The organism is Nocardia sp. NPDC046763, from assembly GCF_040645495.1.
Taxonomy (GTDB): Bacteria; Actinomycetota; Actinomycetes; order Mycobacteriales; family Mycobacteriaceae; genus Nocardia.
This window is the reverse complement of the sequence record NZ_JBEYYI010000012.1, coordinates 22,531-42,484: the sequence shown is the minus strand read 5'-3', so window position 1 is coordinate 42,484 and position 19,954 is coordinate 22,531. Positions and strand designations below refer to the sequence as shown.

15 protein-coding genes are annotated in these 19,954 nt (G+C 67.9%); 5 read left to right on the top strand and 10 right to left on the bottom strand.

Annotated features, from left to right (window positions below; genetic code table 11):
* The first annotated feature begins 41 nt into the window (after nt 1–41).
* Nucleotides 42–3,821, top strand: coding sequence for a multifunctional oxoglutarate decarboxylase/oxoglutarate dehydrogenase thiamine pyrophosphate-binding subunit/dihydrolipoyllysine-residue succinyltransferase subunit (locus ABZ909_RS20590; RefSeq protein WP_357001907.1), 3,780 nt, complete (start codon nt 42–44; stop codon nt 3,819–3,821).
* A gap of 82 nt (nt 3,822–3,903) precedes the next feature.
* Here ABZ909_RS20590 and ABZ909_RS20585 read toward each other — a convergent pair whose 3' ends face one another.
* Complete coding sequence (locus ABZ909_RS20585; RefSeq protein WP_357001905.1) at nt 3,904–4,026, bottom strand: hypothetical protein; 123 nt, start codon at nt 4,024–4,026, stop codon at nt 3,904–3,906.
* Nucleotides 4,027–4,277: 251 nt separating this feature from the next.
* Here ABZ909_RS20585 and ABZ909_RS20580 point away from each other — a divergent pair, with 251 nt between their 5' ends.
* Together ABZ909_RS20580 and ABZ909_RS20575 are read left to right on the top strand one after the other, a co-directional pair.
* Nucleotides 4,278–4,967, top strand: a complete 690-nt coding sequence (locus tag ABZ909_RS20580; RefSeq protein ID WP_357001902.1) for a PadR family transcriptional regulator — start codon at nt 4,278–4,280, stop codon at nt 4,965–4,967.
* 13 nt (nt 4,968–4,980) lie between these two features.
* Nucleotides 4,981–6,483 (top strand): DHA2 family efflux MFS transporter permease subunit, encoded by a 1,503-nt coding sequence (locus tag ABZ909_RS20575; protein ID WP_357001899.1) that lies wholly within the window; start codon nt 4,981–4,983, stop codon nt 6,481–6,483.
* Between the two features lie 181 nt (nt 6,484–6,664).
* Here the strand turns inward: ABZ909_RS20575 and ABZ909_RS20570 are convergent, their stop codons facing one another.
* Nucleotides 6,665–8,239, bottom strand: a complete 1,575-nt coding sequence (locus ABZ909_RS20570; RefSeq protein ID WP_357001896.1) for a molybdopterin-dependent oxidoreductase — start codon at nt 8,237–8,239, stop codon at nt 6,665–6,667.
* A 69-nt stretch (nt 8,240–8,308) separates the two neighbouring features.
* Nucleotides 8,309–9,706 carry an MFS transporter gene (locus ABZ909_RS20565; protein ID WP_357001893.1) on the bottom strand — a complete coding sequence of 466 codons (1,398 nt, stop codon included), beginning with the start codon at nt 9,704–9,706 and terminating at the stop codon, nt 8,309–8,311.
* A gap of 77 nt (nt 9,707–9,783) precedes the next feature.
* Here ABZ909_RS20565 and ABZ909_RS20560 point away from each other — a divergent pair, with 77 nt between their 5' ends.
* Nucleotides 9,784–10,677 carry a LysR family transcriptional regulator gene (locus ABZ909_RS20560; protein WP_357001891.1) on the top strand — a complete coding sequence of 298 codons (894 nt, stop codon included), beginning with the start codon at nt 9,784–9,786 and terminating at the stop codon, nt 10,675–10,677.
* 1 nt (nt 10,678) lies between these two features.
* Here the strand turns inward: ABZ909_RS20560 and ABZ909_RS20555 are convergent, their stop codons facing one another.
* Complete coding sequence (locus tag ABZ909_RS20555; protein ID WP_357001889.1) at nt 10,679–11,107, bottom strand: VOC family protein; 429 nt, start codon at nt 11,105–11,107, stop codon at nt 10,679–10,681.
* Between the two features lie 124 nt (nt 11,108–11,231).
* On the bottom strand, nt 11,232–11,792 hold the full coding sequence (locus tag ABZ909_RS20550) for a CGNR zinc finger domain-containing protein (RefSeq protein ID WP_357001887.1): 561 nt from the start codon (nt 11,790–11,792) through the stop codon (nt 11,232–11,234).
* An 88-nt stretch (nt 11,793–11,880) separates the two neighbouring features.
* Between ABZ909_RS20550 and ABZ909_RS20545 the strand changes: the two genes are divergently transcribed.
* Nucleotides 11,881–12,780, top strand: a complete 900-nt coding sequence (locus tag ABZ909_RS20545) for an alpha/beta hydrolase (RefSeq protein WP_357001884.1) — start codon at nt 11,881–11,883, stop codon at nt 12,778–12,780.
* Nucleotides 12,781–12,855: 75 nt separating this feature from the next.
* On the opposite strand, the gene ABZ909_RS20540 is transcribed toward ABZ909_RS20545, so the two are convergent.
* The 5 genes from ABZ909_RS20540 to ABZ909_RS20520 all read right to left on the bottom strand — a co-directional run bounded on the left by ABZ909_RS20540 (nt 12,856) and on the right by ABZ909_RS20520 (nt 19,861).
* Nucleotides 12,856–14,322, bottom strand: a complete 1,467-nt coding sequence (locus ABZ909_RS20540; RefSeq protein ID WP_357001881.1) for an MFS transporter — start codon at nt 14,320–14,322, stop codon at nt 12,856–12,858.
* Nucleotides 14,323–14,624: 302 nt separating this feature from the next.
* Entirely contained in the window at nt 14,625–16,421 is a 1,797-nt protein-coding gene (locus ABZ909_RS20535) for a long-chain fatty acid--CoA ligase (RefSeq protein WP_357001878.1), read from the bottom strand.
* A gap of 112 nt (nt 16,422–16,533) precedes the next feature.
* Entirely contained in the window at nt 16,534–17,448 is a 915-nt protein-coding gene (locus ABZ909_RS20530; protein WP_357001874.1) for an alpha/beta hydrolase fold domain-containing protein, read from the bottom strand.
* Nucleotides 17,449–17,476: 28 nt separating this feature from the next.
* Nucleotides 17,477–18,307: an SDR family NAD(P)-dependent oxidoreductase gene (locus tag ABZ909_RS20525; RefSeq protein ID WP_357001872.1), complete on the bottom strand. Its 831-nt coding sequence runs from the start codon at nt 18,305–18,307 to the stop codon at nt 17,477–17,479.
* 33 nt (nt 18,308–18,340) lie between these two features.
* Nucleotides 18,341–19,861, bottom strand: coding sequence for an NAD(P)/FAD-dependent oxidoreductase (locus ABZ909_RS20520; RefSeq protein WP_357001869.1), 1,521 nt, complete (start codon nt 19,859–19,861; stop codon nt 18,341–18,343).
* Nucleotides 19,862–19,954: the final 93 nt, after the last annotated feature.

The window sequence follows — 19,954 nt, the reverse complement described above, 5'->3', positions numbered from 1 at the left end:
CGTGCCGGGCACGTCACAAACGTCGCAGCGCGAAGAACGAAATGAGGCGAACACCTGCTGTGAGCAGCTCAACAGACCAGTTCGGACAGAACCAGTGGCTTGTCGACGAGATGTACCAGAAGTACAAGCAAGACCCCTCGTCCGTCGATGAGAGCTGGCACGAGTTCCTGGCGGATTACACGCCAGAGAACACTGCCGAGATTGGTAACAACAGCCAGGCGGCCGCCGCCGTCGCTCCGGCACCCGCCGCAGTGCCTACTGCCCCCGGACAGAGCGCCCCCGCCGTCAATTCCACCCCTGTCGCCACCCCCGCCCCGGCCGCCCCCGCCCCGGCTCCGGCCCCCGCCCAGGTGCGCACCCCCCAGACCACTCCCGCCCCCAGCTCCAACGCGGCCCCGACCTCGGGCGGCCCCAAGCCCGCCGCCGAGGACGAGACCAAGGTGCTCCGCGGGCCCGCCGCGGCCGTCGTCAAGAACATGTCGGCGTCGCTGGCCGTCCCCACCGCGACCTCGGTGCGTGCCATCCCGGCCAAGCTGATGATCGACAACCGTCTGGTCATCAACAACCACCTGGCCCGTACCCGCGGTGGCAAGATCTCCTTCACCCACCTGCTGGGTTACGCCATCGTGCAGGCCATCAAGGCCTTCCCGAACATGAACCGGCACTTCGCCGAGGTCGACGGGAAGCCGAACGCGGTCACCCCGGCGCACACCAATCTCGGTCTGGCCATCGACCTTCCGGGTAAGGACGGCAACCGTGCGCTGGCGGTCGCGGCCATCAAGAACTCCGAGGGCCTGACCTTCGCGCAGTTCCACAACGCGTACGAGGACGTCGTGCGCCGCGCCCGCGACGGCAAGCTCACCAACGACGACTTTTCCGGCGTCACCATCTCGCTGACCAACCCCGGCACCATCGGCACCAACCACTCGGTGCCGCGCCTCATGCAGGGGCAGGGCGCGATCATCGGCGCCGGCGCCATGGAGTACCCGGCCGAGTTCCAGGGCATGGGCGATCAGCAGCTGGCCGAAATGGGTATCGGCAAGCTGATGACGCTGACCTCCACCTACGACCACCGCATCATCCAGGGCGCGGAGTCCGGTGACTTCCTGCGCACCATCCACAACCTGCTGATCTCGGACGAGTTCTACGACGAGATCTTCCACGGCATGGGTGTCCCCTACGAGCCGGTGCGCTGGCGCAAGGACATTCAGGAACGCGGTATCGACAAGTCGACCCGCGTGCAGGAGATGATCAACGCCTACCGCAGCCGCGGCCACCTGATGGCCGACACCGACCCGCTGCGGCTGGTGAAGGACAAGTTCCGCTCGCACCCCGACCTGGACGTCACCCAGCACGGCCTGACCCTGTGGGACCTGGACCGCGAATTCAATGTCGCGGGCTTCCACGGCCAGGAGCGCATGAAGCTGCGCGACGTGCTGTCCATCCTGCGCGACGCCTACGCCCGCCACGTGGGTGTGGAGTACACCCACATCCTGGATCCCGAGCAGCTCAAGTGGATTCAGGAGCGCGTGGAGCAGAAGCACGCGAAACCCACTGTGGCCGAGCAGAAGTACATCATGTCCAGGCTCAATGCGGCCGAGGCGTTCGAGACCTTCCTGCAGACCAAGTACGTGGGCCAGAAGCGCTTCTCGCTGGAAGGCGCCGAGTCGGTCATCCCGATGATGGACGCCGTCATCGACCAGTGCGCCGAGTACGCCCTCGACGAGGTCATCATCGGCATGCCGCACCGCGGCCGCCTGAACGTGCTGGCCAATATCGTCGGCAAGCCCTACTCGAAGATCTTCACCGAGTTCGAGGGCAACATGAACCCGGCCGCCACCCACGGCTCCGGCGACGTGAAGTACCACCTCGGCGCGCGCGGCACCTACCTGCAGATGTTCGGCGACAACGAGATCGAGGTCTCGCTGACGGCCAACCCCTCGCACCTCGAGGCCGTCGACCCGGTGCTGGAGGGTCTGGTCCGCGCCAAGCAGGACCTGCTCACCAAGGAAGACATCGTCACCAAGGGTGAAGAGGCGCGGTCGTTCTCGGTCGTGCCGCTCATGCTGCACGGTGACGCGGCCTTCGCCGGCCAGGGCGTGGTGGCCGAGACCCTGAACCTGTCGGGTCTGCGCGGCTACCGCACCGGCGGCACCGTGCACATCGTGGTGAACAACCAGATCGGCTTCACCACCGCGCCGGAGTACTCGCGCTCCACCGAATACTCCACCGACATCGCGAAGTTCATCGGCGCCCCGATCTTCCACGTGAACGGCGACGACCCGGAAGCCTGTGTGTGGGTGGCCAATCTGGCCGTCGACTACCGGCAGAAGTTCAACCGCGACGTGGTCATCGACATGATCTGCTACCGCCGTCGCGGCCACAACGAGGGCGACGACCCGTCGATGACCCAGCCGGGCATGTACGACGTGATCGACACCAAGCGCTCGGTCCGCAAGGCGTACACCGAGAGCCTGATCGGCCGTGGCGACATCTCCATGAAGGAAGCCGAAGACGCCCTGCGTGACTACCAGGGTCAGCTGGAGCGGATCTTCAACGAGGTGCGCGAGCTGGAGAAGTTCCCGCCGGAGCCGTCGGAGTCGGTCGAGGACGAGCAGCAGCTGCCGCCGAACCTGGTGACCTCCGTGGACAAGACGGTGCTGCAGCGCATCGGCGACGCGTTCGTGAACGTGCCCGAGGGCTTCAGCGTGCACCCGCGCGTCAGGCCGGTGCTGGAGAAGCGTCGCGAGATGGCCTACGAGGGCAAGGTCGACTGGGCCATGGCCGAGCTGCTGGCCTTCGGCACGCTCATCGACGAGGGCAAGGCCGTTCGCCTGACCGGTCAGGACTCCCGTCGCGGCACCTTCTCGCAGCGGCACTCGGTGATCATCGACCGCAAGAACGGTGACGAGTACACCCCGCTGCACAACATCGGGTCGAAGAACCCGGGCTGGTTCGCGGTGCACGACTCGGCGCTGTCCGAGTACGCCGCTGTCGGTTTCGAGTACGGCTACTCGCTGGGCAACCCGGACGCACTGGTCCTTTGGGAGGCGCAGTTCGGTGACTTCGTCAACGGCGCGCAGTCCATCATCGACGAGTTCATCTCCTCCGGTGAGGCCAAGTGGGGTCAGCTCTCCGAGGTCGTGCTGATGCTGCCGCACGGTCACGAGGGCCAGGGCCCGGACCACACCTCGGGTCGTATCGAGCGCTTCCTGCAGCTGTGTGCCGAGGGGTCGATGACGGTGGCCGTCCCGTCCACCCCGTCGAACTACTTCCACCTGCTGCGCCGCCACGCCCTGGACGGCATCCGCCGCCCGCTGGTGGTCTTCACCCCGAAGTCCATGCTGCGCAACAAGGCCGTGATCTCCGAGGTCGAGGACTTCACGGACAACAAGTTCCGCAGCGTGCTCGAGGAGCCCACCTACGAGTCGGGCGACGGCGACCGCGCCAAGGTCAAGCGCGTACTGCTCACCTCCGGCAAGATCTACTACGAGCTGGTGGCCGAGAAGAACAAGCACAACCGCGACGACGTCGCCATCGTGCGCGTCGAGCAGCTGTACCCGATTCCGAAGTTCCGCCTGAACGAGGCGCTGGAGCAGTACCCCAACGCCGGCGATCTGGCGTGGGTCCAGGAGGAGCCGGCCAACCAGGGCGCGTGGCCGTTCTTCGGCCTGAACCTGCCGGAGATCCTGCCGGCCCGCTTCGGCAAGCTGCGCCGCATCTCGCGTCGCGCCATGTCGGCCCCGTCCTCGGGTTCGTCCAAGGTGCACGCGGTGGAGCAGCAGGAGATCATCGACGAGGCGTTCTCCCCGACCGCATAATTCGGCCGGATTGCGGTGAAACGGAGCCGCCCGCTGGATCTTTCGATCCGACGGGCGGCTTTTCCATTGCGGGAGTGCGGGATTACTTGTCCTGCACGTCGCCTTCGGCCTTCGCGTCGTCCGAGCCCTTGAGGTCCCAGACCGCCATCATGGCGGCGATGCCCTCAGCGGCGGCGGTGTCCTGGGTCGATTCCTGATCGGACATTGCGTGTACCTCTTTCTGCGACTTCCGTAACGAAAGTTGATGCTACCGGCCCGAATTACTTGCGGCCCGTCGGGAAATGGCCTGCGGCAAGGCATTTCGCCAGAGTCGTGATTGCCATCACAGCGAGGGGCGCGCGGCCGGTCGGGGTTGCCCCAACTTGTTCCGCATCGTATATTCCACGTGGAATATTTGGTACGGAGGATGTCGGTGACCGGCGCTAGCGTCGAGCGGTCACGAGAACGGAGGCCCGGGTGACGAAACAGCAGGCGATACCAGCGTTGACGCCCTTGGCGATCGCGGTGCTCGCGCTGCTCGAAGAACGGCCCATGCACCCGTACGAGATGTATCAGCTCCTGATCAGCCGCCACGAGGACGAGCTGGTGAAGATCAAGCCCGGGTCGCTGTACCACACCGTGGCCCGGCTGGCCGAGCAGGAACTGGTCCTGGCCGAGGGCACCGATCGCGCCGGTAACCGGCCCGAACGGACCACCTACCGAATCCGCACGGCCGGGCGCGCGGCACTGCGGGCCCGCATCTCGGAATTACTGCGGCAACCGGTGAAGGAGTATCCGATCTTCCCGGTCGCGCTGGCCGAAGCACACAATCTGCCCGCTGGCGAAGTCGCCGCCGTACTGCGCGAACGTATCGCTTGGATCGAGAGCCGGATCACCGAACTCGAGGCGCTGCGCGAGTGGGTGAGCAACCGCCAGGTCCCCAGGCGGTACTGGGTGGCCATCGACTATGTCCACGACCTGTCCGTGGCCGAGGCCCGCTGGCTGCGCGGCTTCATCGACGACCTGGACCGCGGCGCGCTGGAGTGGGAGCCCTTCGATGCCGAAGGCGAACGCCGCGCCATCCCCGAGGAAAACAAGGGCCATGACTGGGGCGCGGGCCTCACCGCCGAGGACCTGGCCGCCGTCCGCACCCACCACCCGAGATAGGAATCCGAATCCCATGTCCACTCAACGCAATCCGTGGCTGGCGCTATACGCGCTGGTCGTCGGGTTCTTCATGATCCTGCTGGACATGACCATCGTCGCGGTGGCAAATCCGGCGATCATGAAGGACCTGCAGGCCGATGTCTCCCAGGTCATCTGGGTCACCTCCGCCTACCTGCTGGCCTACGCGGTGCCGCTGCTGGTCACCGGCCGACTCGGAGATCGCTTCGGCCCCAAGAACATCTACCTCGGCGGCCTGGCTGTGTTCACCCTGGCCTCGCTGTGGTGTGCCGAGTCGACCAGCATCAACATGCTGATCGCGGCCCGGGCCGTGCAGGGCCTGGGCGCGGCGCTCATGACGCCGCAGACCATGGCCGTCATCATGCGCACCTTCCCGCCGGACAAGCGCGGCGCGGCCATGGGCCTGTGGGGCGGCGTGGCCGGTCTGGCCACTCTGGTCGGCCCGATTCTGGGCGGCGTGCTGGTGGACTGGCAGGGCTGGCAGTGGATCTTCTACGTGAACGTGCCGATCGGCATCATCGCCTTCGCGCTGGCGTTCTGGCTGGTGCCGTCGCTGCCCACGCACGAGCACAAGTTCGATCTGGTCGGTGTGGCGCTCTCGGGGATCGGCATGTTCCTGCTGGTGTTCGGCATCCAGGAGGGCAATACCCACGACTGGAACGCCTGGATCTGGGCCATGATCATTGCCGGTCTGGTGGTGCTGGCGCTGTTCGTGGTCAATCAGGCGCGCAATACCGGTGAGCCGCTGGTACCGCTGAGTCTGTTCAAGGACCGCAACTTCGCGCTGGGCAACGTTGCCATCGCGTCCATGGGCGCGGCGGTGACGGGTGTGTTCGTACCCGCCTACTTCTACCTGCAGCAGGTGCACGACCTGACGCCCACCCGCTCTGCCCTGGTATTCGCGCCGATGGCCATCCTGACCGGTGTGTTCGCGCCGATCATCGGCAAGATCTCGGACAAGACGCCGCCCCGCATCATCCCGACCATCGGCTTCGCGCTGTTCTCGGCGACCCTGTTCGGGTTCGCGGTGCTCATGAAGCCGGACGGCTCGATCCCGCTGTTCATGCTCGTCGGCGGCCTCTCGGGTATCGCCAATGCCTGCATCTGGGCCCCGCTGGGCACCACCGCCACCCACAACCTGCCGGTGCAGCAGGCCGGTGCGGGCGCGGGTGTCTACAACACCACCCGTCAGGTCGGTTCGGTGCTGGGTTCGGCCGCGATCAGCGCGCTGCTGACGGCCCGTATTGCGGCACAGGGTCTTCCGAGCGGACCCATCGGTGAAGGCGGCGGCGGTAACGGCGGCCTGAGCCACATCCAGGACCCGCACCTCAAGGCCGCCCTGCTGGACAAGATCAGCACCGCGCTGGGTCAGTCCATGTACCTGCCCGCTCTGATCCTGCTGATCGGCGTCGTCGCCTCGGCCCTGTTCATCGGGTACGGCAAGGCGGCGAGTGGTCGGAGCGACGATCTGGCGAAGGCCGATATCGGCGCGCACTGAGCGGACGATGGTCGAAAAGCGCTGTCTGCCAGAGGTTTCCGGCGGGCAGCGCTTTGTGGCCGGGTCGGTGCGGCAGGCCCTCGAGGCGGGTCCAGTCGAGGGCCGTCTCGATGGGAAAGTCCATCAGCGTCTCGCCGCCGGGGCGCGAGCGGCCGGTGCGTCTCGCCGGAGCGGGGCGTACTCAGCCGATTCGCACTGTGAGCGAGGGATATCCGGTCGCGCCGTCCGGGACGACGTCCTGCTCCTTGTCGGTCTGGGTCTCCCCGGTGCCATCGGTCGCGCGCGCCCACACCGTGTGTACGCCGGTGCTGCCGGTGGCGTCCCAGTCGTAGGCCCACTGCACCCAGGTGTCGATGGACGGGGCCACCGCCAGCCGGGCGGGCCGCCAATCCCCCTGGTCGATACGGACTTCCACGCCGCGAATGCCGCGATGCTGCGCCCACGCCACGCCCGCGATGGTGACCTTGCCCGGGGCGATGGTGCCGCGGCCTCGGGGGGTGTCGATGCGGCATTCGGTCTTGATCGGGCCCTTGGCCGACCAGCCCCGCTTGGTCCAGAACGCCTCGGCGCGATCGAATCTGGTGATCTCCAGTTCGGTCACCCACTTGGTGGCCGACACGTAGCCGTACAGGCCGGGCACCACCAGCCGTGCGGGATAGCCGTGCGCGGTGGGCAGCGGTTCGCCGTTCATGCCGACGGCCAGCATGGCGTCGCGGCCGTCCATCAGCACGGCGAGCGGGCTGCCCGCGGTGAAGCCGTCGATGCTGTGCGAGAGCACCATGTCCGCGTCGGGATGCGGTCCGGCGGCGGTGATCAGCTCGTCGAGCCGATAGCCGAGCCAGCGGGCATTGCTGATCAAATTGCCGCCGACCGGATTGGACACACACGCCAGCGTGACCAGCCGTTCGATGGGGGTCTTGGCGGCGAGATCGGCGTAGGTCAAACGGATCTCGCGATCGACCATGCCGTGGATGCGCAGCGACCAGTCGTCCTTGCTGACCTGCGGCACGGTGAGAGCGGTGTCGATGCGATAGAAGTCGGCGTTCGAGGTGAGATACGGCGTCAGACCGGGGATCTGGAGATCCGCGCCCGGCTCGATCGAAGGCTCCGCGCCGGTGGGCGTGGGCAACTGCACATCCGCGCGCTCGGCCGACACATCTCGCGACCGCAGCCCGATGATCCGTCCCGCGATGCCGCCGACCGCCGCGGCCACGCCCGTGATGACGATCCCGCGCACCACCAGCCGCCGCTCCACCGCCAGCTCGGCGGGTGAAAGCCGTTGCGGCTCGGATGTTTCCGCGTCGGCGGCAGTCGCGGCGAGTTCGCCGAAGCGGGTGATCCGGCTGATCAGGCTGCGTAACACCAGGATTCCGGAGATCATGCCGAGAATCGAAGGGAAGGCCCAGGTCCAGGCCGCATTGGGGCGACCGAGCGCGGCCATGGTGGACAGCAACCCGAAGACGGCGAACAGGATGGACCCGAAGGGCCGCCGCTCCCGCTCCACGGTCCCGGCTACCGCGGCCAGCACCACCGCGACCACACCCATGGTCACGAACAGCAGCAGCTTGTCATTGGTGCCGACCAGGCCGATGATCCACTCCCGGAACCCGTCCGGCGTGTGGTCGATGATCCATGCCCCGACCGCCTGCAGGGGCGTGCTGTCGGGGCTGACCAGCACGGACACCAGCTCCGCCACACCCAGGGTGACGCCGCCGGCGACAATTCCACCGGCCGTCCGTAATCCGCTACCCGCCACGAAACCGACCCTACTGCGCGGGTCGGCTCGTGGAACGGCTCGAAGGATTACGGAAGCGTGACGCCGTCCTCAATGAGCCCGGGTCCGCAGCGCCGCGGCGGCGATCACGGCCATGACCAGCAGGCTGCCGCCCGCCACCGCGAAGGCGTGGTGCAGGCCGGTCACGCTCAGGGCCGGTCCCGAATAGGCCAGCGCGCCCAGGACCGCGACCCCGAGCACCTGCCCCAGCTGCCGCAGCGCATTGTGCACCGAGGAGGCCATGCCCGCGCGGTGCGGATGCACGGCGGCCAGCACGGTCGCGGTCATCGGGGTCAGGCACAGCCCGATGCCGAAGCCGCCCACCGCCAGCAGCCACCAGATCGAGCCGATGCCGGTGTCGCGCTGCACGGTCAGCAGGCCCGCGACGGCCAGACCGCCGAGCGTCAGTCCGGTCACCATCGGAATCCGGGGACCGAAGCGGCCGACCAGTCGTCCGGACAGCGGCGTCGCCAGCGCGAACGCGACCCCGATGGCGCACACATCGAGCCCGGCCCGGACCGCCGAATGCCCCTGCACCTGCTGGAAATACGCGCTCAGGTACACGATCAGCCCGACGAAGGCGAAGAACGCCACCGCACCGGCCAGATTCGCGGCGGCGAAGCCGCGGTGGCCGAACAGCGTGAGATCCACCAGCGGATCGGCGTGCCGCCGCTCCCAGTGCACGAACGCCACCGCGGCGACGGCGGCCAGCCCGAACGCGGCCAGAATCGGCGCGGAGGCCCAGCCCTGCCCGCGGCCCTCGATCAATCCGAACGAGAGCGCCGCGATGGCCGTCGTGGTCAGGAGCGCGCCCTGCCAATCGAACCGGCCGGTGGCCGGCGTGCGGGGCAGGCGCGGCACGACCAACGCCGCGACCGTCGCGAACACGGCGACCAGCGGCACGTTCAGCAGCAGCACCCAGCGCCAGCCCAATCCGGTCACAACGACACCGCCCAGAATCGGGCCCACCGCCAGCGCCAGGCCGGACGAGGTCGACCAGGCCCCGATCGCGACCGCCCGCTCCCGCTCGTCCGGGAAGGCGGCGCGGACGACGGCGAGGCTGGTGGGCACCAGCAGGGCAGGGCCGATGCCCTGAATCACGCGGCCCGCCAACAGCATCGGGACATTCGGCGCCAGGCCCGCGATCAGTGCGCCGAGCGCGAAGGTCAGCATGCCAAGGAGGAAGACGCCCTTGCGGCCGAATCGGTCGCCGAGTCCACCGCTGAGCATCAGCAGGCTGGCGTAGACCAGAACGTAGGCATTGACGATCCACTCGGTCGCAGTGCCATCCGCGTGCAGGTCGCGGCCGATCGTCGGCAGCGCCACGCTCATGACGGTGGTGGACAGGACGGCCAGGAACTGACCGCCGGTGACGGCCACCAGCGTGATCCAGGGATTGGCTGCGGCCGTGGGAGCTTCGGGGCGGGCGGGAACGTGCAGTGCGGTCATATTTGAACCGTAAGGTCGACGGCTCATAGCTTCCACGACCAAAAGTGCTATACGCCAATGCCTCTAGAGTTATAAGTATGGATCTACTGCAGCTGCGTTACTTCCGGATGGTGGCCCGCACCGAGAACATCACCCGGGTGGCGGAGGAACTCCGGGTGGCCCAGCCCTCGCTGAGCCGGACCATCACCCGGCTCGAAAACGAGCTGGGCGTACCGCTTTTCGACCGGCAGGGACGGCGGCTGCGGCTGAACCGCTTCGGCGCGGCCTTCCTCACGCGGGTGGATCGCGCCCTGGACGAACTCGACGGTGCCCGCCGGGAGCTCGATGATCTGGCCGGGCTGGAGCGGGGTGCGATCACGATCGGGGCGGAGAATCTGCGAGTCGTCCAGAACGTGATCGCGGACTTCCTGCAGGCGTATCCCGGTGTACGCGTCCAGCTTTTCTCGGGCACCGCCGCACAGGTGTCGGCCCGGCTGGCGGCCGGCAACCTCGACCTCGGGGTGGTTTCGCTGACGCCGGACACACCCGGCCTGGCCGGGCAGGAATTGCTGGACGAGGAAGTGCTACTGGCTGTTTCGCCCACACATCGGCTCGCCGGCCGGGATCGGGTCACGGTCGCCGAGCTGGCGACCGAACCCTTCATCACGACCTCACCCGACTACTGGCAACGCACCGTGCTGGATCGCGTATTCGCCCGCGCCGGGCTGCGCCCCACGATCGTCTGCGAGGGCGACGAGCCCTCCGCGATCCGCGGCCTGATCGCCACCGGCTTCGGCATCGGCCTGCTCCCGGCCATGGCGCGCGACTACTCCGGCCCGGCGGTGGCCTGGCTGCACCTCGACGACGTCTACTGCCGCCGCACCCTGCACCTCGTCTGGCGCACGGATGCCTATCTGCCGCTGGCCGCCAGGCGTTTTCGCGAACTCGCGGCCGAACGCTTCGCGGAGGACCGGCCCGGCGGGCCGGAGTGAATCACATCAGCGCGCTACCGGTGTAGTTGATCATCCACGGCACCGAGAACTTGTCGGTGACCATGGCGAACGCCTCGGCCCACTGGACCCGGCCCAGCGGCATGGAAACGGATCCACCCGGCGCGAGCTCGTTGAACAGCCGCTCGGCCTCGGCGGCCGACTCGACCTCGACCTGCACGGTGAAACCCGGCTTGGAGTTGTCGATCTCGCTGCCGGGCGGGCAGTCGGAGACCATGAGGATATTGGTCTCGCTCAGCGGCAGCTGTGCATTGGCGACCCGGTTCAGCACGTCCTCGGGCATCTCCGGCGGGGTCTCACCCATGTCGCGGAAACGGACGATGGTCGCCTCGCCGCCGAAGACAGACTGGTAGAAGGTGATGGCCTCTTCGGCATTGCCGTTGAAGAGCAGGTACGGGTTCAGAGCGGGCACGGGTTCCTCCTCGATCGTTTTCGGGCAGGTGCGGCGGCACCCGGAAGGTAGGACGCGGGGGCCACGCCGAAATCATCGGCCCCCGCCCGGAAAATTCGGGTGAACCGGCGAGGAATTCGGCGAATCAGTCGGTGGCCCGGTGGCGCTGGTAGTAGCGGGCGACCCGGACCCGGTTGCCGCACCGCTCGGGCGAGCACCACTGGCGGCGCGGATGCGCGGGCAGGAAGAGCATGACGCAGTCCTCCGCACCACACCGGCGCAGGCGATCGATGGCCGGATCGGTGAGCAGGGTCGCGGCGGCATCGGCCAGGTGCGCGGCCAGCCGGGCGCCCGGATCGCCGAGACGCGCCACGGTTTCGGTGACGGCATCGCCGTTCCAGTCCAGGCGGCGGATGGCGGGCGCGGCCGATTGCGCCTCGGCGAGGCCACGCAGTGCGGCGGCCGGCGGGCGGCGGCCGTGCAGCATCGCGTCCAGCGCCACGGCGGTGTGGTCGCGCACCGCGTGAACGGCGGCCAGGTCGGCGCCGGTGAGGCGCTGCGGCGGCGGCTCGGGTAGGCGATCGGCCTCCAGGCGCAGCCAATCCGCCAGCTGCGCAGGGGTTTCCAGCAGGTCGGCACCGGTGGGCCGGGTGTTCACCAGGTCCAGTGCGAGGGGTTCACCGATCAACGGTTCGAGATCAGCCACGTCGCTAATGCTACCTCGAGCCGTTGACACATTAGCCGGAATCGGCGTAGAACTAATGCAACATCGCCGACAGAAAGCATGTGAAGCCGTGAGCGCACTCTCCCGGGTCCTGCACCCGCTCCCCACCGTCCGGCACGGCCGCCTCGAGGTCGATGGCGTCGAGGTCTTCTACCGGGAGTCGGCGCCCGCCCGCGCGGACGCCCCGGTCCTGTTGCTACTGCACGGTTTTCCCACCGCGTCCCATCAGTTCCGCCGCCTCATCGACGCCCTGGGCGACCGCTACCGCCTCATCGCCCCCGACTATCCCGGCTTCGGAAACACCGTCGCCCCCGCGGATTTCGACTACAGCTTCGACCACCTGGCCGACATCACCGAGGGTTTCGTTCAGCAGCTGGGCCTGACCAGTTTCGCCATGTACATCTTCGACTTCGGGGCGCCCATCGGCCTGCGCCTGGCCACCCGGCATCCGGAGTGGATCACCGGTCTCATCGTTCAGAACGGCAATGCCTACGAAGCCGGTTTGTCCGAGGCCGCACAGGGTTTCGTCGCCCTGCGCCCCGACCACGAGGGCGACGAGGAGGTCATCCGCGGCCTGCTCACCCTCGAGGGCACCCGCGGCCAATACGAAACCGGCGTCGCCGACCCGGCCCTGCTCGACCCTGATGCCTGGACCCTGGACCAGCACTACCTCGATCTCCCCGGCCGCAAGGAAGCCCAGGTGGCCCTGGCCTTCGACTACAAGTCGAACGTGGCCCGCTACCCCGAATGGCAGTCCTGGCTCCGCACCTACACTCCCCCCACCCTCATCACCTGGGGCGCGAACGACCCCTTCTTCCCCGCCCTGGGCGCGCGTGCCTATCTGGCCGACCTCCCCGATGCCGAACTCCACCTGTTCGATACGGGGCATTTCGCCCTGGAAACCCACGTCGCCGAAATCGCCGGGCTCATCGCCGATTTCCTCGACCGCCTACCCACACCCGCACGGTGACGCGCGGGACCCCACCCTGCCACGACGACAGGCCCCGCGCGGGCGGGGCCTGTCGAATGATGTTCGCGGCGTGGATCAGTGGGCCTCGCGGGCCGCGTGCGGAAGCAGGAAGGCCAGGCAGAAGGCCATGATGCCGAGCCCGATGCCGACGAGCGTGACGTGCTCCATACCGATCAGGGCATTGCCGCGCGGGGCGCCGCCGAGGTGGGTGAAGCGGTTGAAGAACACGGTGCCCAGCACCGCGACGCCGAGCGCGCCCGCCAGCTGCTGCACCGATTCCAGCAGGCCCGAGGCCGAGCCGACCTCGTCGTCCTCGATCTCGCCGATGATGATGCTGAACATCGGGACGAACACCATGCCCATACCGAATCCGACGACCAGCAGCGGACCCGCCAGCTCCCAGGCGTTGAGACCGGTGCCGACCAGGTGCAGCACCGCGTACAGGCCGGCCAGCCCGGCGGTCATGATGCCGACGCCCAGGTGCAGCACCTTGCGGCCCAGCTTCGGGGCCTCCGCGCCGATGGCGGAACCGAAGAAGGAGCCGAGCGCCCAGGCCGCCATGGCGATGCTCGCGCCGATCGGGCTGTAACCGAAGCCGAGCTGCAGCATCAGGCCCAGGCCGAGCGAGAAACCGATGATGCCGATGAAGAACACGGTCTCGAAAAGCACTCCGGCACTGTAGGAACGGCGGCCGAACACGCTCAGCCGCACCAGCGGGGTCCGGCCGGCGGCGGTCCGGAACCGCTGCTGCGCAACGAAGATCCCGAGCACCGCGACACCGATCACCGGCATGATCAGGCTCCAGGCCGGCCAGCCGTGCTCACGACCCTGCATGAGCGGGTAGATCAGCAGCCCGACACCCGAACCGGCCAGGACGACGCCGAGCAGATCGAGGCCGCCGGTGCGGTCCCCGCCGCGCCGGGGGAGCGCCGCGATACCCCCGATCAGGGCGAAGAGCCCGAGCGGCACATTGATCCAGAAGATCGACCGCCAGCCGGTGCCGAGCAGATCCACCTTGATGAGCAGGCCGGCGACAATCGGCCCGAGAATGCTCGCGACGCCGAGGGTGGTGCCGAACGCCGCCCACGCCCTGGGCTGATCCGCGGTGTCCGGGAACAGATCTCGGATCATCCCGAGGCACTGCGGCACCATCAGCGCGGCCGCCGCGGCCTGCGCGACCCGCCCACCGATCAGCGCCTCCGGCGACGCGGCCAGCGAGCAGGCCACCGAGGCGAGCACGAATCCGATTGTGCCGCCGAGGAACATCCGCCGGCGCCCGAACAGGTCGCCGAGCCGCCCACCGGTCAGCAGCCCGACCGCCAGCACCAGCGTGTAGGCCGCAGCGATCCACTGCATCGCGGCGTAGGTGCCGCCCAGATCACGCCGGATCATCGGCAGCGCGACGTTCACGACATTGGTGTCGAGCATGTTCATCAGCGTCGCGCCGATGATCGCGGACAGCCCCAGCCACCGGTGGGCGGGTGCGGCGAGTGGAGTGGACACGGCAGTGACGGGCGGCGTGAGGGCGGTGGCGGTGGACATTGCGGGCTCCTTTCGACGGAGCAATAGTATCCATAACACTAGTTTCAAAGCAACTAGTTTCGAGGATATGCCGGAGCGCGACCCCGGACCGGCAGCAGGACGCCGGACCCGCGAGCCGGGATCACGAGGCGGTGGGGCCGATCCCGTTGTCGCTCATGGCATCGATGCTTCCGGTAAACACCGGACCGCCACATCACGAGGATTCGTTATTCACCGATGCGCCCGGGGCTGTTACCCGCGAACGCGAAGGGGCCCGCGGAAATCCGCGGGCCCCTTGCCTTTCCGGATGTCTCCGGAGCCGATCAGGAGTTGTAGATCGCGTCCACGTCGGCCGCGTACTGCTTCATGACGACGGCGCGCTTGAGCGACAGCTTCGGGGTGAGCTCGCCGCCCTCCTGGGTCCAGTCGACCGGGAGAATGCGGACCTTCTTGATCGCCTCGGCGTGCGACACCAGCTTGTTGGTGGCCGCGACCGCGTCATTGATCTCGCCGACCAGGGCCGGGTTCTCGATGACGTGTTCGATCGGGGTGTCGGCGGGAATCCCGTTGCGCGCCTTCCACGCCGGCAGGGCTTCGGGGTCGAGGGTGACGAGCGCGCCGATGAAGGGCTGGCCGTCGCCGACCACCATGACCTGGCTGATCAGCGCGTTCTGGCGCAGCGAGTCCTCGAGCATGGCCGGGGAGACGTTCTTGCCGCCGGCGGTGACCAGGATTTCCTTCTTGCGGCCGGTGATCGCGATGAAGCCCTGCTCGTCGATGGCGCCGAGGTCGCCGGTCTTGAACCAGCCGTCGGCGTCGAAGGCGTCGGCGCTGGCCTCGGGGTTGTTCCAGTAGCCACCGAACACGACCGGGCCGCGGATGAGCAGCTCGCCGTCCTCGGCGACCTTGGCGCCGTGGCCGGGCAGCGGGCGGCCGACCGAACCGACCTTGATGAACTTGGGGGTGTTCACGCTGACGGCGGCGGTGGACTCGGTGAGGCCGTAGCCCTCGTAGATGGTGACGCCGGCGCCGCGGAAGTAGTGGCCCAGGCGCGCGCCCAGCGGGCCGCCGCCGGAGACGGCGGACTCGCACTGACCGCCCATGGCCTCGCGCAGCTTGGAGAAGACCAGCTTGTCGAACAGCATGTGCTGCAGCTTGAGCACGATGTTCGGGCCGCCGCTCTGCAGCGACTGGCTGTACTGGATGGCGATCTCGGTGGCGTAGTCGAAGATCTTGCCCTTGCCGCCGTCGTGCGCCTTCTGCTTGGCGCCGTTGAACACCTTCTCGAATACGCGCGGCACCGAGAGGATGAAGTTCGGCTTGTACTCCCCGAACTGCTCGACCAGGGTGGACCAGTCGGCGGTATGGGCCACGGTGACACCGGCGTCGAAGGCGGCCAGCGCGACCGCGCGGGCGAAGACGTGGGCCAGCGGCAGGAACAGCAGCGACTTGCGGCCGGGCTGCAGGAACTCGCTCATGGCGGAGCGGTCGGCGGCCGACTCGGCGTACAGGTTGGCGTGCGAGAGCATGACGCCCTTGGGCCGGCCGGTGGTGCCGGAGGTGTAGATGAGGGTCGCCGGGGAGGCGGCCTTCACCTGGGCGCGCCGCTCGTGCACGACGGCGTCGTCGAGGTCGGCGCCACGGGCGACGAGGTCGGCGATGGCGCCCTTGTCGATCTGCAGGACTTCCCGCAGACTGTCCAGTCCGCCTTCGATTTCCGCGATGGTGGTGCGGTGCTTGTCGTTCTGGACGACGGTGAGCTTGGTGGCCGAGTCCTCGAGGATCCAGCGCGCCTGCTCGGCGGAGGAGGAGTCGTAGATGGCGACGGTGCAGCCGCCGGCCGCCCAGATGGCGAAGTCGAGCACGACCCACTCGTAGCTGGTCTGGGCCATGATGGCGACGCGGTCACCGAGCTCGACGCCGGAGGCGACCAGCCCCTTGGCCACCTCGGTCACGGTCTTCGCGAACGTCGCCGCCGTGACGTCGTTCCAGCCGCCCTTGCCATCCGGGGTGTTGAAGACGACCAGGTTGGGGGTCTTCTCCGCATGCCGGAACGCGCCGTCCGACATATTGGCGTTCTCCGGAATGGTGTAGGTAGCCGGGACTTCGAACTCTCGCATCGCTGCCCTTCCACAGTGGGTTTACTGGCGGGTAATTTACGCCACGCTCACGGGTAACTCCCGGCGGACCGCCCGAACCGATGCTCGGACGGTCCCGCGTTATGTCTTCTCCCTATCCTATTGACCGGCTCTGCGCTGGTCGAAGGGCGTGCCGCAGGAACTGTCCGAGCTCGGCGGTCACGGCCGCGGCGGGGACCACGAGACTCGCCTGCAACTGGGCCACGTGCCACAGTCCGCGGGTCTCGGTGAACTCGGCCGGCACGCCGACCGCTCGCAGCTGCGCGACCAGCCGCGTGCACTGGGCGTGCAGCAGTTCGTCCACGTCGGCCTGGACATAGGTCGGCGGCAGCCCGGACGGGTCGGCGAGCAGCGGCGCGTAACCGGTGTCGGTGCGGTCGCCCGCACCCAGATAGGCGGCGGCACAGGCCCGCGACCACCGCTTGTCGATGACCAGATCGCGGTCCCGGACCGGCACCTCGTTCGGGTCGGCCCAGGGCGCGATCAGGCCGAGCGCGGCCGGAACCAGCCGGTGCCGGTCGCGTAGCCGCAGCGCCAGCGCCAGCGCCAGCCCACCGCCGGCCGAATCACCGGCCACCGCAATGCGTTCCGGCCGATAGCCGGCGGCCACCAGGTCCAGGAAGGCCGCCTCGGCATCGTCGAGCGCCGCCGGGAACGGATGCTCGGGAGCCAGCCGGTAGTCCAGAACCTGGACGGCGCAACCGGTTTCCCGCGCCAGATAGGCCGCCAGCGACCGGTGCGTAGCCGGCGAGCAGACGGTGTAGCCGCCGCCGTGCAGGTACAGCACGGTGGCGTTGTCGGAGACCGGCCCGACCGTCACGCGTTCGGCCGGACGGCCGCCGAGTTCGACGTGCTCCACGTGGGTGCCCCGCGGCGCGCGCTGCGCCACCGAACTCCAATCCAGCAGCGCCCGTTGGACACTGAACGGCAGCCGATGGTTGAGCACGATCCGGAAGAGCGGATTCAACGCGGCGCGGACGATGGGCAATGGCAGTGTCACATCGGGCATGACCGAGCGTCCTTCCTTCGTCACTGTCCTACGGCAGGAAGCGCTTCTGCACCACGGCGGAGATGCGCTGGTAGTACGAGGCGGTGGTGCGCACGAACAGGTCGAGAGCCTTGGCCTCCCAGCCGATGAGCACCCGGCCGTGGCCCTTGCGGACGGCCTCGGTAATGGTCTGCGCGGCCATTTCCGGGGTGTGCAGGGCCAGCTTGCTGTCGAAGAGGGCGGCCAGGTTCTTCTGGTTGAGGCCCTCGGAGACGGTGGCATTGCGGGCGACGGCGGTCTTGATGCCGCCGGGGTGCACGCAGGTCACCTTGACCGGGGTGCCGCTCATGAGCATTTCCTGGCGCAGCGCCTCGGTGAAGCCGCGGACCGCGAATTTGGCCGAATTGTAGGCACTCTGGCCGGGGACCGCGATCAGGCCGAAGAGGCTGGACACGTTCACCACGTGGCCGTCGCCGGATTCGATGAGGAACGGCAGGAACGCCTTGGTGCCGTTGACGACGCCCCAGAAGTCGACGTCCATGATGCGCTCGATGTCCTTGAAGGCGGTGTCGAGCACATCGCCGTGGTGGGCGATGCCGGCATTGTTGTAGATCTGGTTGACCTTGCCGAAGTACTTCTTCACGTCATCGGCGTAGAGCAGGACGGCCTCGCGCTCGGCCACATTGAGCCGGTCGGATTTGACCTTGACGCCGTACTTCTCGCAGCGTCGCACGGTTTCGGCGAGGCCCTCGTCGTCGATGTCGGACAGCGCCAGGAGCGCGCCGCGCCGGGCCAGGTTCTCCGCCAGGGCGCGGCCGATGCCGGAACCCGCACCGGTGATCACGCAGACCTTGTCCTTGAAGTAAGCGTCGTTGCTCACGGTTACCGCCTTCGGTTGTCTGGGTTGGGTGGACTAGACGGCCTGTGCGACAGGCTCGGTGGTCGTGTCGTAGGCCGAGACATCGAAGTGCTCGAGCAGACTGCGGAACCGGAAGGTGAAGTCCGGCCACAGCGTGGTGTTGTTGCCGTGCTTGTCGAGGTACCAGGAGGCGCAGCCGCCGGTGCTCCACACCGCACCTTCCAGTTTGCGCTGCAGGCCGGCGTTGTATTCATCCTGCACGTCCTTGCGGACCTCGACCGTGCGCAGGCCCAGCTTGTCGAACTGCGCGATGGCGTCGGAGATGTAGTTGATCTGCGATTCCAGCATGAACACCATCGAGGTGTGCCCCAGGCCCACGTTCGGACCCAGCATGAAGAACATGTTGGGGTAGTTGTTGATGGCCGAGCCCTTGTAGCCCTGCTGACCGATGGCCTCGAAAACCTCGGAAAGCGTACGGCCGTCGCGGCCGGAGACGGTGTCGTAGACCGGCGAGTCGGTGACATGGAAGCCGGTGGCCACGATGATGGCGTCGACCTCGCGCTCGGTGCCGTCCTTGGTGACGATGGAGCCCGGGCGGATCTCCTTGATCCCGTCGGTCACCACGTCGACATTGTCGCGGCTCAGCGCCGGGTAGTACTCGTTGGAGATCAGCATGCGCTTGCAGCCGATGCGGAAGTTAGGGGTGACCTTGCGGCGCAGCTCGGGATCGCGCACCTCGGCGAACAGCTTGGCGCGGGCGATGGCCTCGAGGCCCAGCATGGCGGGCGGGAACTTGGCCAGTCCGACCACCTGGGTCTCGCGGGCGGCGTAGATCCCGGCGCGGTAGAGGCTGCGCAGCGCGGGAATGCGCTTGAGCGCGAACTTCTCCGGGGCCAGGTACTCGCGGTCCACGCGGGGCAGCAGCCAGGGCGCGGTGCGCTGGTAGACGTCGAGGTGCGCGACCTCACCGGCGATGCTGGGGACGATCTGGATGGCGGAGGCGCCGGTGCCGATGACGGCGACGCGCTTGCCGGTCAGGTCGGAGTCGTGGTTCCAGCGGGCGGAGTGGAAGATCTCGCCCTGGAAGTCGTTGATGCCCTTGATGTCGGGCAGGTTGGGCTCGCAGAGCGCGCCGACGGCGGAGACCAGGATGTCGGCCGTGAAGGGGCCCTGGCTGGTCTGGATCTCCCAGCGGGCGTCCTCGGCGTTCCACCGAGCGCCGGTCATCTCGCAGTCGAAGATGTGCTTGTCGCGCACGCCGTACTTGTCGGCGACACCCTGGATGTAGCGCTGGATCTCCGGCTGTTTGGAGAACGAGCGCGACCACTCCGGGTTGAGCGCGAACGAGTAGGAGTACAGCTGGGAGGGCACGTCACAGGCCGCACCCGGGTAGGTGTTGTCGCGCCAGGTGCCGCCGACATCGCTGCCACGCTCCAGCACGAGATAGTCGGTGCGTCCCTGCTGGCTCAGCCGGATGGCCAGGCCCAGGCCCGAGAACCCGCTGCCGACGATGATCACGCGGGAGTGCCGGACCGGCCGGTTGCCGACAGCTTTGTCTGTAACCTTGCGACTCATGTATCCGAGCGTAGGGTCTTATTGAGCAGGAGTCAACAGTATTGACTCACGTTCAGTAAGACATGACAAGATGGCCTAACGTTGGACCGATGA